This window comes from Arthrobacter sp. zg-Y179 (genome assembly GCF_020907345.1).
In the GTDB taxonomy this organism is placed as follows: domain Bacteria; phylum Actinomycetota; class Actinomycetes; order Actinomycetales; family Micrococcaceae; genus Arthrobacter_B; species Arthrobacter_B jinronghuae.
On sequence record NZ_JAJJOB010000008.1, the window covers coordinates 101,809 to 117,060 of the forward strand.

The 15,252-nt window shown below is 67.0% G+C and carries 13 protein-coding genes; 6 read left to right on the plus strand and 7 right to left on the minus strand.

Annotated elements, in window-relative coordinates; all coding sequences use genetic code 11:
• Positions 1-5: 5 nt before the first annotated feature.
• Both LOC56_RS09125 and LOC56_RS09130 read right to left on the minus strand, forming a co-directional pair.
• Positions 6-1,991: an ABC transporter ATP-binding protein gene (locus LOC56_RS09125; protein ID WP_229951963.1), complete on the minus strand. Its 1,986-nt coding sequence runs from the start codon at positions 1,989-1,991 to the stop codon at positions 6-8.
• Complete coding sequence (locus tag LOC56_RS09130; RefSeq protein WP_229951964.1) at positions 1,988-3,721, minus strand: ABC transporter ATP-binding protein; 1,734 nt, start codon at positions 3,719-3,721, stop codon at positions 1,988-1,990. The genes LOC56_RS09125 and LOC56_RS09130 overlap by 4 nt, the downstream gene beginning before the upstream one ends.
• 95 nt (positions 3,722-3,816) lie before the next feature.
• On the opposite strand from LOC56_RS09130, the gene LOC56_RS09135 reads away from it, so the two are divergent.
• Entirely contained in the window at positions 3,817-4,455 is a 639-nt protein-coding gene (locus LOC56_RS09135; RefSeq protein WP_229951965.1) for an MBL fold metallo-hydrolase, read from the plus strand.
• A 31-nt stretch (positions 4,456-4,486) separates the two neighbouring features.
• Here the strand turns inward: LOC56_RS09135 and LOC56_RS09140 are convergent, their stop codons facing one another.
• The gene (locus tag LOC56_RS09140) at positions 4,487-5,266 is read right to left on the minus strand and encodes a trans-aconitate 2-methyltransferase (protein WP_229951966.1); all 780 of its coding nucleotides are present in this window, start codon (positions 5,264-5,266) and stop codon (positions 4,487-4,489) included.
• 69 nt (positions 5,267-5,335) lie between these two features.
• On the opposite strand from LOC56_RS09140, the gene LOC56_RS09145 reads away from it, so the two are divergent.
• The 3 genes from LOC56_RS09145 to LOC56_RS09155 are packed head-to-tail and all read left to right on the plus strand — an operon-like array spanning position 5,336 to position 9,688.
• Positions 5,336-7,876, plus strand: a complete 2,541-nt coding sequence (locus LOC56_RS09145) for a DEAD/DEAH box helicase (RefSeq protein ID WP_229952247.1) — start codon at positions 5,336-5,338, stop codon at positions 7,874-7,876.
• A gap of 7 nt (positions 7,877-7,883) precedes the next feature.
• On the plus strand, positions 7,884-8,375 hold the full coding sequence (locus LOC56_RS09150) for a GNAT family N-acetyltransferase (protein ID WP_229952248.1): 492 nt from the start codon (positions 7,884-7,886) through the stop codon (positions 8,373-8,375).
• 47 nt (positions 8,376-8,422) lie between these two features.
• Positions 8,423-9,688 carry an alpha/beta fold hydrolase gene (locus LOC56_RS09155; RefSeq protein ID WP_229952249.1) on the plus strand — a complete coding sequence of 422 codons (1,266 nt, stop codon included), beginning with the start codon at positions 8,423-8,425 and terminating at the stop codon, positions 9,686-9,688.
• A gap of 65 nt (positions 9,689-9,753) precedes the next feature.
• Here the strand turns inward: LOC56_RS09155 and LOC56_RS09160 are convergent, their stop codons facing one another.
• The 4 genes from LOC56_RS09160 to coaE are packed head-to-tail and all read right to left on the minus strand — an operon-like array spanning position 9,754 to position 13,155.
• Entirely contained in the window at positions 9,754-9,933 is a 180-nt protein-coding gene (locus LOC56_RS09160; protein ID WP_229951967.1) for a hypothetical protein, read from the minus strand.
• Positions 9,896-10,342: a hypothetical protein gene (locus LOC56_RS09165; RefSeq protein WP_229951968.1), complete on the minus strand. Its 447-nt coding sequence runs from the start codon at positions 10,340-10,342 to the stop codon at positions 9,896-9,898. The genes LOC56_RS09160 and LOC56_RS09165 overlap by 38 nt, the downstream gene beginning before the upstream one ends.
• Positions 10,343-10,398: 56 nt before the next feature.
• A complete protein-coding gene (gene uvrB / locus LOC56_RS09170; protein WP_229951969.1) occupies positions 10,399-12,477 on the minus strand; it encodes an excinuclease ABC subunit UvrB in 2,079 nt (692 codons plus the stop codon).
• 57 nt (positions 12,478-12,534) lie between these two features.
• Complete coding sequence (gene coaE, locus LOC56_RS09175) at positions 12,535-13,155, minus strand: dephospho-CoA kinase (protein ID WP_331460925.1); 621 nt, start codon at positions 13,153-13,155, stop codon at positions 12,535-12,537.
• 51 nt (positions 13,156-13,206) lie between these two features.
• Here coaE and LOC56_RS09180 point away from each other — a divergent pair, with 51 nt between their 5' ends.
• A complete protein-coding gene (locus LOC56_RS09180; RefSeq protein ID WP_229951970.1) occupies positions 13,207-13,884 on the plus strand; it encodes an IMPACT family protein in 678 nt (225 codons plus the stop codon).
• Complete coding sequence (locus LOC56_RS09185; protein ID WP_229951971.1) at positions 13,877-15,046, plus strand: class I SAM-dependent methyltransferase; 1,170 nt, start codon at positions 13,877-13,879, stop codon at positions 15,044-15,046. The genes LOC56_RS09180 and LOC56_RS09185 overlap by 8 nt, the downstream gene beginning before the upstream one ends.
• The last annotated feature ends 206 nt before the right edge of the window (positions 15,047-15,252 follow it).

Here is a 15,252-nt window from a genome sequence, read left to right on the forward strand (position 1 = left end):
CAATGCTAGTGCCCGGCCGGATCGGCAGGCGCCGATACCCCGCCCGCGTCCGGCCCGGCGACATCCGCCGAAGCCTCCTGAGCGGGCCCGGCGAACTGGGAGCGGTAGAGCTCGGTGTAGAAGCCCTCGGCCTCCAGCAGTGCCTCGTGCGTTCCCTGCTCCACGATCTGCCCGTCCCGCACCACCAGGATGATGTCCGCGTCCCGGATGGTGGACAGGCGGTGGGCAATCACGAAGCTGGTGCGGTCCTGCCGCAGGGCGTTCATTGCCAGCCGGATGGCGATTTCGGTGCGCGTGTCCACGGAACTGGTCGCTTCGTCCAGCACCAGGATGGACGGGTCCGAAAGCCAGGCCCGGGCGATTGTCAGCAACTGCCGCTGGCCCTGGCTCAGCGCCCCGCCGTCGTAGCCGAGCACGGTGTCGTAGCCCTCCGGGAGGGACCGGACGAAGTGGTCCACGTGGGTGGCCTGCGCCGCCTCGACAATCTGTTCCTCCGTGGCGCCGGGTGCGCCGTAGGCCAGGTTCTCCCGCACCGTCCCCTCGAACAGCCAGGCATCCTGAAGCACCATGCCGATGTGGCTGCGCAGTTCCCCGCGGCGGAGCCGGGCAATGTCGACCCCGTCGATGGTGATGCGGCCCGCGTCCACCTCGTAGAAGCGCATCAGCAGGTTGACCAGGGTGGTCTTGCCGGCGCCGGTGGGCCCCACGATGGCCACGGTCTGCCCGGGCTCCGCGGTGAAGGACAGGTTCCGGATCAACGGCGCATCGGGGCTGTAGCTGAAGGAGACGTCCTCGAAGGCCACCCGTCCCCGCACTGCCTTCAGGTGTTCGGGCCGGGACGGGTCCGGCTGTTGCTCCTTCGCGTCCAGCAGGGCGAACACCCGTTCGGCGGAGGCGACGCCGGACTGGAGCATGTTGATCAGCCCGCCGAGCTGTCCCAGCGGCTGGCTGAACTGGCGGCTGTACTGGACGAAGGCCTGCACGCCGCCGATGGACAGCTGGCCGCCGGCAACCTGCAGTCCGCCCACGACCGCCACGGCCACATAATTCAGGTTCGAGATGAACATCATGGCCGGCATGATGATGCCCGAGACGAACTGGGCGCGGAAGGCGGAGCGGTACAAACGGTTGTTGGCGGGGGCAAAGCCTTCGATGACCCGCTCCTGCTGGCCGAAGGCCTTCACCACGTCCTGTCCGGTGAACATTTCCTCGATATAGCCGTTCACCTCGCCGGTGGACTTCCACTGGGTCTTGAACTCTGCCTGCGAGCGCCGGGCAATGAGGACGGTGACCAGGGCCGAGACGGGCACGGTAATCACGGCGATCAGTGCCAGCAGCGGGGAGATGGAAACCATCATGGCCAGCACGCCCGCGATCGTCAGGACCGAGGTGATGATCTGGGTCAGGCTCTGCGAGAGGGTCTGGGCAAGGTTGTCGATGTCGTTGGTGACCCGGCTGAGGACGTCTCCCCGCGATTGCTGCTGGAAGTGGGACATGGGCAGCCGGAACAGTTTGCCGTCGACGTCGCGGCGCAGCCGGTACATGGCGTTCTGCACAATGCGGGCGGTCACCCGTGCCTGGAACCAGCCGAAGGCGAAGGCCGCCAGGTAGATCCCCAGCACGCCGAGCAGGATCCCCGCCAGTCTCCCGAAGTCCAGTCCCTGTCCCGGGACCACATCCATCGCCGCGAGCATGTCCGCCAGTTGCCGCTCCCCCGAGTCCCGCAGTGCCTGTACCTGGGCTTCCTTCGACATCCCTGCGGGCAGGCCCTGGCCGATGAAGCCGTCGAAGATGACGTTGGTGGCCTCCCCGAGGATCCGGGGCGCGCTGACGGCGAGCGCCACGGAGACGACGGCGGCAACCAGTACCGCCGCTACCCGTATCCGGTCCGGTGCCATCAGCACCAGGATCCGACGGACACTGGCGGCGAAGTTCTCCGGCTTGACGGTTGCGGCAGCTCCCGGGCGCCCCCGTACCCCCGGCGTACTCATGCCACTTCCTCTGCGGTCAGCTGCGAAGCGACGATCTCCCGGTAGGTGTCCGAGGAAGCCATCAGCTCCGCATGGGTTCCCTGCCCCACGATCCGCCCTTCTTCGAGCACCAGGATCTTCGCGGCATCGGTAATGGTGTTTACCCGCTGTGCCACGACAATTACCGTGGCATCCCGGGTCTGCGGCCTCAGCGCCGCCCGGAGCCGGGCATCCGTGGCGAAGTCGAGCGCGGAGAAGCTGTCGTCGAAGAGGTAGATGGACGGCCGGACCACCAGTGCCCGGGCAATCGCGAGACGCTGCCGCTGCCCCCCGGAGAAGTTGGCCCCGCCCTGTTCCACCTGATGGTCCAGTCCTCCCTCCGCCGCCCGGACGAAGTCAGCCGCCTGGGCGGTCTCCAGGGCCTCCCAGAGTTCAGCGTCGGTGGCGTCCGGCCGGCCGAAGCGCAGGTTCGAGGCGATGGTGCCGCTGAAGAGGTAGGCACGCTGCGGCACCAGCCCGATGCCGCGGCGCAGCGAGGACAGGGTCACCCCGGCAATGTCCTGCCCGTCGACGGCAATGCTGCCGGACGTGGAGTCGAGCAGCCGCGGAACCAGGCTGAGCAGCGTGGTCTTCCCCGCCCCCGTGGAACCGATGATGGCCGTGGTCTCCCCGGGCAGGGCCTCGAAGCTGAGGTTGAACAGCACCGGGTCCTCGGCGCCCGGGTAGCTGTACCCGACGTCGGTAAAGGTGAGCCTCCCGCCGTCGTACGCCAGTTCCCCCGCCCCGGGGGCATCCGCAACGCTGGTACGGGTATCCAGCACTTCGAAGATACGTTCGGCACAGACGGCTGCACGGGGAAGCATCATGATCATGAACATGGACATCATCACCGCCATCAGGATCTGCATGATGTACGCGATAAATGCCGTAAGTGCACCGATCTGCATTTGACCGGCGTCGATCCGGAAGGCGCCGAACCAGATCACTGCGACTGTTGCCAGGTTGGCGACCAGCATGGCGGCGGGAAACAGCAGGGCCAGCAGCTGGCTCACCCGCAGCTGTGTGGAGGTGAGGTCCCTGTTCGCCCCGGCGAAGCGGTCCTGCTCGGAGTGCTCCCGGATGAACGCGCGGATGACGCTGATTCCCATGATCTGTTCCCGCAGGACCGAGTTGACCCGGTCGATCTGCCGCTGGGCCCGCCGGAACAGGGGAATCAGGCGCTTCAGCACCAGTCCGATCACCAGGAACAGTGCAGGCAGGATCAACAGCAGGATGCCGGAGAGCGGTATGTCCTGGTTCAGGGCCAGCAGCACCCCGCCCACACCCATGATGGGAGCCGAAACCATCATGGTGAACGTCATCAGCAGGGTCATCTGCACCTGCTGCACGTCATTGGTGGTCCGGGTGATCAGCGACGGCGGGCCGAACAGTCCGACTTCCCGGGAGGAAAAGGTCTCCACATTGGTGAACAGGGCCGCCCGGATGTTGCGGCCGGCGCTCATGGCCACCCGCGACGCCAGATAGGTGGCGGAGACGGAACACAGGACCTGGCCCGCCGTGACGGCAAGCATCCAGCCGCCCACCTGCATGATGACGTCCGTATCCCCGGTAACCACGCCGCGGTCAATGATGTCGGCGTTCAGTGTGGGCAGATACAGCGTGGCAACGGTCTGCAGCAGCTGCAGGAGAACGACGGCGGCCACGGCGCCTTTATAGGGGGCCAGGTTTTCCCGGACCAGCCTCAGAAGCATCCTTGCAACGTACGCCCGTCCGCGAGCGCAGACAATACCCGGGTACGACTGCTGCCCCCGGGTCGGGTGCGGGGCCGGATCGCTAGACTGGCGGAATGGAAGACCTGGAGAACATCACTATCCGCAGCGTGTCCGTCAGCGAGATGGACAACAACGTCTACCTGCTCACCGGTAAGGCGTCCGGTGCTCAGGTGCTTATCGATGCCGCCGCCGACTTCCCCGCCATCCAGCGGCTGCTGGCCGAAGGTGCGCAGGACGCGGCAGTGCCGGCGAAGCTTGAACTGATCATCACTACGCACAGCCACTGGGACCACGTCCGGGCGCTCGCCGAAACGGCGGCTGCCACCGGCGCGAAGACCGCGGCCGGCACGGCGGACATCCCCGACATTGAGGTACCCACGCTTGTTCCCCTGGAGCACGGGGACACCGGCACGTTCCCCGACTTCGAGCTGGAGGCGATCTCGCTGCGCGGCCACACACCGGGATCCGTTGCCCTGCTCTACCGTGACCCGCATGGTCCGGCCCACCTGTTTACCGGGGACTCGCTCTTCCCCGGCGGGCTGGGCAACACGCAGAAGGATCCGGAACGGTTTGCGCAGCTGTACCGGGATGTATTCGAACGTGTGTTCGATTATCTTCCCGATGACACGGTGGTGCACCCCGGTCACGGCGCCGGCACCACGCTGGGCGCCGAGCGTCCGCACCTGCGGGAATGGAAGGAACGCGGCTGGTAGCCGCCGCGCTCGTTACCGTTAGGGCGCGCCGCTAGGCCGTCTTCCGCCCCACCATAAACAGGCGCCGGAACGGGAAAACGGTGCCCCAGGAGTGCTGCGGATAGGCCTGGCGCAGCAGCGCCGCGTATTCCGTTTCGAAGGCGGCGAAGTCCTCGGCGGACAAGGCGTCGATGACCGGACGCAGGGCGGTGCCGCGCACCCATTCCAGGACCGGGTCCACGCCGGGCAGGACCTGGGAGTAAGTGGTCTCCCAGACGTCCGCTTCGAATCCGGCCTCGGTGAAGAGGGCAAGGTAGTCCTCGGGTTCGCCCACGGCGTCGGCATGGCGCAGCACCCCCTCCAGCTTCGGGGCCCAGGCGGCGCTCGCCGCCAGCTCCCTCATCAGCACGTGCGAGGGTGCGGTGAAGTTGCCCGGCACCTGCACGGCAAGCCAGGCGCCGTCGTCGAGCTGCTTGGCCCACCGGCGCAGGAGCTCCTGGTGGCCCGGCACCCACTGCAGTGCGGCGTTGGACACCACCACGTCCGTGCCCGGCTCCGGTTCCCAGTCCTCGATCCGTCCCTGCACGAAGTCCAGGTTCGACGGCGCGCCCTCCAGCGCCCGGGCCGAGTCGACCATCTCCTGCGAGGAGTCGACGCCGGTGACCTGCGCCTGCGGCCAGCGGGCCGCGAGCGAGGCGGTGAGGGCCCCTGTGCCGCAGCCAAGGTCCACCACCCGGACCGGGGAAGACGCCGCTACCCGGGCCGTGAGGTCGAAGAACGGACGGTCGCGGTGCGAGGAGAACTGTGTGTACTTTTCCGGGTCCCATTTCATGCGCCCGAGCCTACCCGCCGCAGCCGGCGGAAAACGGGACCGGCACGTCCCCGTTAGTCTGGTATGGACATGAAACTTCTTGAGCAGCTTGCCTCCGGCCCGTCCAGCACCCGCACCATCGATCCCGACGAGACCTACACGTCCTTCCTGGAGTGGGTGGAGAGCCGGGGCATGTCGCTGTACCCGGCGCAGGACGAGGCAGTGATGGAGCTGGTGACGGGGAACAACGTCATCCTGGCCACCCCCACCGGGTCCGGTAAATCCATGGTGGCGATTGCTGCGCACTTCCACGCCATGGCGCACGATGAGCGCAGCTACTACACGGCGCCCATCAAGGCCCTGGTGTCGGAGAAGTTCTTCGCACTGTGCGAGATCTTCGGCGCCGAGAACGTCGGCATGGTCACCGGTGACTCCTCGGTGAACAAGGACGCCCCGATCATCTGCTGCACAGCGGAGATCCTGGCCAACATTGCCCTGCGCGAAGGCCCCGACGCCGATCTGGGCACCGTCATCATGGATGAGTTCCACTTCTACTCGGACCCGCAGCGCGGCTGGGCCTGGCAGGTTCCGCTGCTGGAACTGCCTCAGGCACAGTTCCTGCTGATGTCCGCCACCCTGGGTGACATGACCCGGATCGCGAACGAGCTCAGTGAACTCACCAACCGCGACACCGTCACGGTGTCCTCCGTGCAGCGGCCCATCCCCCTGCACTACTACTACGTGGAGACCCCGGTCCAGGAATCCCTCGAGGAGCTGCTGGCCACCAAGCAGGTCCCGGTCTACGTGGTGCACTTCTCCCAGATCGAAGCCATTGACCGGGCCCAGGCCCTGATGAGCATCAATGTCTGCACCCGCGAGGAAAAGGACCGGATCGGCGAGCTGATTGCCGGCTTCCGGTTCGCCCCCGGCTTCGGCAAGACGCTGAACCGGCTGGTCCGGCACGGCATCGGCGTGCACCATGCCGGCATGCTGCCCAAGTACCGCCGCCTCGTGGAGCAGCTGGCGCAGGCCGGCCTGCTGAAGGTCATCTGCGGCACCGACACCCTGGGCGTCGGCATCAATGTGCCCATCCGCACCGTGCTGATCACTGCCCTGTCCAAGTACGACGGCACGCGCACCCGGCCCCTGAAGGTCCGCGAGTTCCACCAGATTGCCGGACGCGCCGGGCGGGCCGGCTACGATACGGCGGGCACCGTCGTCGTACAGGCACCGGAACACGTGATCGAAAACGTCAAGGCCATGGCCAAGGCGCAGGCGAAGTTCGGCGACGACCAGAAGAAGCTGCGCCAGGTGGTGAAGAAGAAACCGCAGGCCGGTTTTGTGTCCTGGGGCAAGCCCACCTTCGAAAAGCTGGTGGACGGCACCCCGGAGCCGCTGACCTCCAGCTTCAACATCACCCACTCCATGCTGCTGAACCTGCTGGAGCGTCCGGGTGACCCGTTCACAGCGGCCAAGAAACTGCTAACGAACAACCACGAGACCCGGTCCTCCCAGCTGGCCCTGATGAAGAAGGCCCTGAGCATCTACCGGGAGCTGAAGACCGCCGGCATTGTGGAGGTGCTGCCCGAGCCCGACGCCGACGGCCGCACCGTCCGCCTGAAGGTGCACCTGCAGCCGAACTTCGCCCTCAACCAGCCGCTGTCCCCGTTTGCCATGGCCTCCCTGGAGATCCTGGATCCGGAGAGCCCGTCCTACGCCCTGGACGTGGTGTCCGTGATCGAGGCGATCATGGAAAAGCCCCGGCAGGTCCTCTCCGCCCAGGAGAAGAAGGCCCGCGGCGAGGCGATCGCGGCCATGAAGTCCCAGGGCATCGAGTACGACGAGCGGATGGCCCTGCTGGAGGAAGTCACCTATCCGCAGCCGCTGGCCGAGCTGCTGGAGCAGTCCTTCGAGGTGTACCGTTCCGGTGCCCCCTGGCTGGGCGAGTTTGAGCTCAGCCCCAAGTCGATTGTCCGGGACATGTACGAGCGGGCCATGAGCTTCGGCGAATACGTGCAGTTCTACTCGCTGGCCCGTTCCGAAGGCGTGCTGCTGCGCTACCTCTCGGACACCTACAAGGCCCTGCTGCACACCGTCCCGCCGGAACGGCTGCGCGAAGACCTGGAAGACATCATCGAGTGGCTGGGCGAACTGGTCCGCCAGACCGATTCCTCGCTGCTGGACGAATGGGAGGAGCTGACCAACGGCATCAACCCCGATGCTTCGAACGAACCGGTGCTTCCGCCGGTTCCGGACCGACTGACCGCCAATGTGCGGGCCTTCCGGGTCATGGTCCGCAACGAGATGTTCTCCCGGGTAAAGCTCTTTGCCGACGAGGACGACCGCGCCCTGGGAGAGCTCGACGGCGATGCCGGCTGGGACGCCGACCGCTGGGCCGAGGTCCTGGACGCGTACTTCGAAGAACACGAGGACATCGACGACGGCCCCGACGGCCGCGGCCCGAACCTGCTGATCATCAAGGAACTGCCCGGCAAATGGGAAGTCCGGCAGATCTTCAAGGACCCGGCCAACCACCTGGACTGGGGCATCACCGCGGAAGTGGACCTGGCCGCGTCGGACGACGCCGGCAGCCCCGTCATCAAGGTGATCACCGCCGGACGGCTGGATTAGGCTGGGCATCATGCAGATCCGTCCCGCACGCCGGGAAGACGTCCCCGTCATCCTCGAGCTGATCCATGACCTGGCCATCTACGAAAAAGAGCCGCACGCGGTGAAGAACACCGTTGAGGCGCTGGAAGCGAACCTCTTCGGCGAGCATCCGGCCGTCTTCGCCCATGTGGCGGTGGACCGGGGGGCGGTGCAGGGCTTCGCCCTCTGGTTCCTGAACTACTCGACGTGGGAGGGCGTGCACGGCATCTACCTTGAGGACCTCTATGTCCGGCCCGAAGCGCGGGCCAGGGGCATCGGGAAGGCGCTGCTGCGCACACTGGCGGAAACCGCCGTCGAGCGCGGCTACGCCCGGGTCGAGTGGTGCGTGCTGAACTGGAACGAGCCCTCCATCGGCTTCTACAAATCCCTGGGTGCCGTCCCGCAGGACGACTGGACCACCTTCCGGCTCACCGGGGACGCGCTGGCCTCCTTCGGTGCCTCCCCGGAGGCGGCGAAGTGACGGCGGCCGTTCCGCACACGGCGTCGCGCACGTACCCGGTGCGCGGCATGAACGTGACGGACCACTGGTTCACGGTGCCGCTGGACCACGCAGTACCGGAGGGCGAGACCATTACCGTCTTTGCCCGCGAATACGTCGACGCCGAACAGCCCGCCGCCGAAGCGCAGTTGCTGCCGTGGCTGCTGTACCTGCAGGGCGGTCCGGGCGGCAAGGGCAACCGGCTGCTGCAGTTCGGCGGCTGGACGAAGGCTGCTGCCAAGCACTTCCGGATCCTGATGCTGGACCAGCGCGGGACCGGGCTCTCCACTCCGGCGGACCGGCAGACTTTGCCGCTGCGCGGAGACGCCGCGGCGCAGGCCGCGTACCTGACCCATTTCCGGGCGGACTCGATTGTGGCGGACGCTGAGCTGATCCGGCAGGCCCTCGGCTCCGGACCGTGGAGCACGTACGGGCAGAGCTACGGTGGGTTCTGCACCCTAACCTACCTGTCCCTTGCTCCCGAGGGATTGAAGGAATGCCTGGTGACCGGCGGGCTGGCACCGTTGACCGGTCCGGCCGACCGGGTCTACGAGGCAACCTTCCGGCGGGTGGCTGCACGCAACGCCGAGTATTTCTCCCGGTACCCCGAGGACCGGGAAACCACTACGCGGATTGCCCGGCACCTCGAGTCCGTCCCGGAATTCCTTCCCACCGGGGAGCGGCTGAGCGTACGGCGTTTCCAGATGGCCGGCTCCTATCTGGGCGGCAACACCCGGGTGGACGGCCTGCATTACCTGCTGCAGGAAGCCTTCGTTCCCGCCCCGGCCGGGGAACGTCTTTCCGACACCTTCCTGGAGGCCGTCCACGGGTTGGTCAGCCGGGCGGCGAATCCGCTGTACGCGGTGATGCACGAGTCCATCTACGGCCAGGGCGAAGCCACCAACTGGGCCGCGGAGCGCGTGCTGAAGTCCTTCCCCGAGTTCGAGCCCACGGCCCCCGAGCCGCTCTTCACCGGTGAGATGGTCTACCCCTGGTACTTCGACGAGGATCCGGCACTCGTCCCGCTTCGCGACACAGCAGAACTGCTGGCCAGCAAATCCGACTGGGGTCCCCTCTACGACACCGGCCAACTGGCCCGGAACGCCGTGCCCGTGGCCGCCGCAGTCTACACGGACGACATTTACGTGGACCGGGACCTCTCCCTGGAGACAGCCGGCGCCGTGAAGGGACTGCAGGTCTGGGAAACCGCCGATTTCCACCACGACGGCATTGCCGACGACGGCGAGGCCATCTTCGACCGCCTGCTCGGCATGGTCCGCGGCCAGGACGCGTAGGGACCATAGAGAAAGGAAGGTCCCCGGTGTACCGGGGACCTTCCTTTTGTTTGTCTTAGGGACCGCTAGAGCGGACGGTCAGCGAGTTTCCGGACCCATTCCGGGGTGGGCTTGCCGAGCTTGCGGTCGGTGGTGAGGCGGAGCCTTGCGGCCCGGATCTGCACCCGTTCGCGGTCTCGATCGCGTTCAGCCTGATCGGCGGGAGCCTTAGAACCGCGTGCCAGCGGCAGTGCTGCTGTTGTCATCGTCAGCCTCCTCCGTTCCGGGTGCGCTCGTGATGTTTTCATTCTGGCTCATATCGCCGGTCGCGTCCACTATCGCCGTCAGCGGGCGTGCCCACGCAATGCTTATAATAGCCGCTTCCTCGGTTCCGGCAAGGTCGCTCTGGGCCAGCAGGTCCAGGACGCCCAGTCCCGTCTCCTGCCGCCGGGGATCGTCCGACAGGGAAGCTTCGATGGCCCACTGGGCGCGGGTCCACCATTCCGAGCGCTGATCTGCCTTCCGGCGCTGCTCCAGTGTCTTCCAGCCGATGAAAAACGTCAGTGCCCCGGCAAGGAGAACGGCCAAAGGGCCCAGGGCTGCAACTATTTCCCACCAGGAGGTGGCACTTGCTGCCGGAAGTGCCGGCGGGACCGGCGGGGAGGTTGACTGCATAGTCCCACCGTAGCGCCGGCCTCCGACATTTCCCGTCTGCCGGACCCGGCGCCCGCCTAGGCGTGCCCGGCTGCCTGCATCTGCCGCAGTTCCTTCTTCAGGTCCCCCACCTCGTCGCGCAGCCGGGCAGCCAACTCGAACTGCAGCTCGGCGGCAGCGGCATGCATCTGCTCCGTCATGGACGCGATCAGGCTGGTGAGGTCCTCGGCGGGAGCAGCTGCCAGACCGTCCTTCCGGACTCCCTTGCCCTTGCCCTTCGTCTTCTGCTTGGCCGCCTCTGCCAGGAGGGCCTTGGTGTCGGCGTCCTCGCGGGCCAGCTGGTCCGTGATGTCCGCGATCTTCTTGCGCAGCGGCTGCGGGTCCACGCCGTGCTTCTTGTTGTACGCCACCTGGATCTCGCGGCGGCGGTTGGTCTCATCGATGGCCTTGGCCATCGAATCGGTGATCCGGTCCGCGTACATGTGCACCTCGCCCGAGACGTTACGGGCGGCACGGCCGATGGTCTGGATCAGCGAGGTGGAGGAACGCAGGAAGCCCTCCTTGTCGGCGTCGAGGATGCTGACCAGGGACACCTCGGGAAGGTCGAGGCCTTCCCGGAGCAGGTTAATGCCGACCAGCACGTCGAAGGTGCCCATCCGCAGTTCGCGGAGCAGCTCCACGCGGCGCAGCGTGTCGACGTCGGAGTGCAGGTATTCCACCTTGACCCCGTGCTCCAGCAGATAGCCGGTCAGGTCCTCGGCCATCCGCTTGGTCAGCGTGGTCACCAGCACGCGTTCGTCCCGTTCGGTGCGGGTGCGGATCTCGCCGAGAAGGTCGTCGATCTGGCCCTTGCTGGGCTTGACCACCACCTGCGGATCCACCAGGCCGGTGGGGCGGATGATCTGCTCCACGTAGCCGTCCGACTTGGACAGCTCGTATTTGCCCGGGGTGGCGGACATGTAGACGGTCTGGCCGATCCGTTCCAGGAACTCGTCCCATTTCAGCGGCCGGTTGTCCATGGCCGAGGGCAGCCGGAAGCCGTGGTCCACCAGGGTGCGCTTGCGGGACATGTCGCCCTCGTACATGGCACCGATCTGCGGAATGGTGACATGGGATTCGTCCACCACCAGCAGGAAGTCGTCCGGGAAATAGTCCAGCAGGCAGTGCGGGGCGGTGCCCGGGCCGCGGCCGTCGATATGCCGCGAGTAGTTCTCGATGCCGTTGCAGAAGCCCATCTGCTGCATCATTTCGAGGTCATAGGTGGTGCGCATCCGCAGCCGCTGGGCTTCCACCAGCTTGTTCTGCGATTCCAGTTCCTTCAGCCGCACCTGGAGCTCATCCTCGATCTGGCGGATGGCACGGTGCATCCGGTCCTCGCCGGCCACATAGTGCGACGCCGGGAAGACGTACATCTCCGTCTCTTCGTGGATGACGTCCCCGGTCAGCGGATGCAGGGTGTAGATGTTCTCGATCTCGTCGCCGAAGAATTCGACGCGGATCGCGTTCTCTTCGTACATCGGGATGATTTCCACGGTGTCGCCGCGGACGCGGAAGGTGCCGCGGTGGAAGTCCATGTCATTGCGGACATACTGCATGGCCACGAAGCGGCGCAGCAGGTCATCACGGTTCATCTGCTGGCCCCGGCGCAGGGTCACCATTGCCTCGATGTACTCTTCCGGGGTGCCCAGGCCGTAGATGCACGACACTGTCGCCACCACGATGACGTCGCGCCGGGTCAGCAGGGCGTTGGTGGCCGAGTGGCGCAGGCGTTCGACTTCCTCATTGATCGAGGAATCCTTCTCGATGAAGGTGTCCGTCTGAGGGACATAGGCTTCGGGCTGGTAGTAGTCGTAGTAGGAGACGAAGTACTCCACCGCGTTGTTGGGCAGCAGCTCCCGGAACTCGTTCGCCAGCTGGGCTGCCAGCGTCTTGTTCTGCACCATCACCAGCGTGGGCCGCTGCACCTGCTCCACCAGCCAGGCCGCCGTCGCACTCTTACCGGTACCGGTGGCGCCCAGGAGGACAACGTCCTTCTCTCCGGCGTTGATCCGCTCGGCCAGTTCCTTGATGGCGGTGGGCTGGTCACCGGCGGGCTTGTAGTCACTGATGACCTCAAACGGTGCCACGACTCTCTTGATGTCCTGCGCAAGACTCATGCCTATAAAACTACTCCGCTATGCGGACAGCCGTGGTCCGCTTTGCTAGGGGCTGAACTACCGCCCGGCCCGGCTCCGCGCCTCGTTCAGCGGCACCAGCCGGGTCTCCCAGAGCCCGCGTACGGCGGCCACCAGTTCCTCGGGGCTGCCGGTGTTGTGCAGTACGACGTCGGCCGCCTCCGCTCGCTGTTCGGGAGTTGCCTGCGCGGCGATGCGGGCGCGTGCGGCCTCGGGATCCATCCCCCGGTCCTGCACCATGCGCTGCAGCCGCACGTCCTCGGGTGCCTCGACAACGACGACGAAGTCGAAGTTCCCGGCCTGGCCGGTTTCCACCAGCAGCGGGATGTCCTGGACCAGGATCCCGTCCGGCGGGGCCTCCGCCGCAAGCTGGGCGGCCCGCGCCCGGACCAGCGGATGGATAATGCCGTTCAGCACCGTACGGCGTTCCTCATCGCCGAAGACCACGGCGGCCAGCGCCGGACGGTCCAGCGAGCCGTCAGCGGCCAGGATCTGGGGGCCGAAGGCCTCGACGACGGCGGCCAGGCCTTCCGTGCCCGGCTCCACCACTTCACGGGCCAGGGCATCGGCGTCCACCAGCACGGCGCCGCACTGAACGAGGGTCCGCGCGACCAGGGATTTTCCGGCAGCGATCCCGCCGGTGAGTCCAACCTTGAGCATGCCCCCACCCTACCGCCGTCCCGGACCGGAACCGCCTACTAGACTGGAAGGGTGAGCGATATCGACGCGGCGGCGGGGCGCTACACCACCGTCGCCCGTGAACACCGCGCTGAACTTGAAATCCGACGCTCACGCTTCATCACCGTGCTGCGCCGCACCGATACCGAAGAGCAGGCGCGCGCCCTGGTGGCGGACCTGCGCCGCGAGTTCCATGACGCCCGGCACCACTGCAGCGCCTTCGTGCTGGGCCCCCGGCGCGAGGTCCAACGCTCCAGCGACGACGGCGAACCGTCCGGCACCGCCGGCATTCCGATGCTGGAAGCGCTCACCAAGCGGGAGACCTTCAACGGAGCCACCGACCTCAGTGACATCACTGCCGTGACCGTCCGCTACTTCGGCGGGATCCTGCTCGGTGCGGGCGGGCTGGTGCGTGCCTACTCCGAGTCCGTCTCCTCGGCCCTGGACACCGCTCCCCTGCTGCGGCGCCGGCGGATGCAGCTTTACGGCATCCCGGCCGGACACTCCGCGGCCGGACGGTTGGAAAACGACCTCCGGACCGCAGGCATCAGCGTGCTGGGCACCGATTATTCGGCCGCCGGCGCCTCCATCAATGTTGCCCTGCCGGACACCCCCGACGCCCTGGATGCCTTCCATGCCAGGCTCGCCTCCCTGACCGCCGGAGCCTCCGAACCGGTCCCCCTCGGAACAGAATGGATCGACCGTGACTGACCCCGCACCGGGCCGGACCGATTTCGACTTTTCCCGGCTGCGCCGCAGGCCGGACGTCGAAGCCCCCAACCTGCAGGCCTGGGACGCCGCCGACACCCTTCTGCTGGACACGGCAGCAGCAGACCTTTCCGCAGCAGCGGATCCGGACCAGCCCGGCGTCGTCGTCATCGGCGATTCCTACGGCGCGCTCACGCTCGGAGCCGCGGCCAGGCATGGACTGCAACGCCTGCGTGTCCACCAGGATCCGCTGAGCGGCGAACAGGCGCTTGATGCCAACGCCGCGGACCTGGAGCTGCCGGACGTTTTCAGCCACCATTCCCTCACGGCGCCGCTTGTGGAAGATGCCCGCCTGGTGCTGCTGCGGCTCCCCCGCTCGCTGGCCGCCCTGGAAGAGATCGCTGCGTTGATCGCGGCCAACGCCGCACCGGATGTCACGGTCTACGCCGGCGGACGGGTCAAGCACATGACTCCGGCCATGAACGAGGTCCTCGCCCGCTACTTCGGCTCCGTCACCGCCGGGCTCGGCCGGCAGAAATCCAGGGTCCTGACGGCCGGCTTGCCCCTTCCGTCAGAGCAGCTCCCGGAACCGTCCTTCCCGGTCTCCCAGCGGCACGACGTCGGCCTGGCGCAGCCGCTGGAACTCTGGGCCTACGGCGCTGCGTTCGGCGGAACCGCACTGGATCCCGGCACCCGGTTCCTGCTGCCGCACCTGGCCCAGGCCCGCGCGGCCCGGCGCGCCGTGGACCTTGGCTGCGGGAGCGGCACCATTGCCGCCTACCTCGCACTGACCCGGCCGGACCTCACGGTGCTGGCCACCGACCAGTCAGCCGCTGCTGCGGCCTCCGCCGCCCGCACCCTGGCCGCCAACGGCGTGGCGGACCGCGCCGTCGTCACCCGGGCCGATGCGCTGGGCCCGCTGCCGGACCGTTCGGAGGAACTGGTGGTCCTGAACCCGCCGTTCCACATCGGCGCTGCGGTGCATGCCGGCATCGCCCTGAAGCTTTTTGCCGATGCCGGACGTGTCCTGCAGCCGGGCGGCGAACTCTGGACCGTTTGGAACAGCCACCTGCAGTATCGGCCCGCCCTGGCCAGGCTGGTCGGTCCCACCCGTGAAGTGGCCCGCAACCCCAAGTTCACGGTCACCGTCAGCACCCGGCGCTAAGGCCGCACCGCCGCACCCGTCCCCGGACCGCCCCGGGGACGGCTTTTGCACGTCCAGAGAGCGCTCTCTTGACAGTGGCGCAGATCACTCCTAGCCTGTAACCGACGCGTAGAGAGCGCTCTCTCAGACTCCGCTCCCGCCGCAGGAACCGTTTTTCTTTTCTCCCGCTTTCGTCGGATCACGCCACCCAAGCACCAGGCACGGTC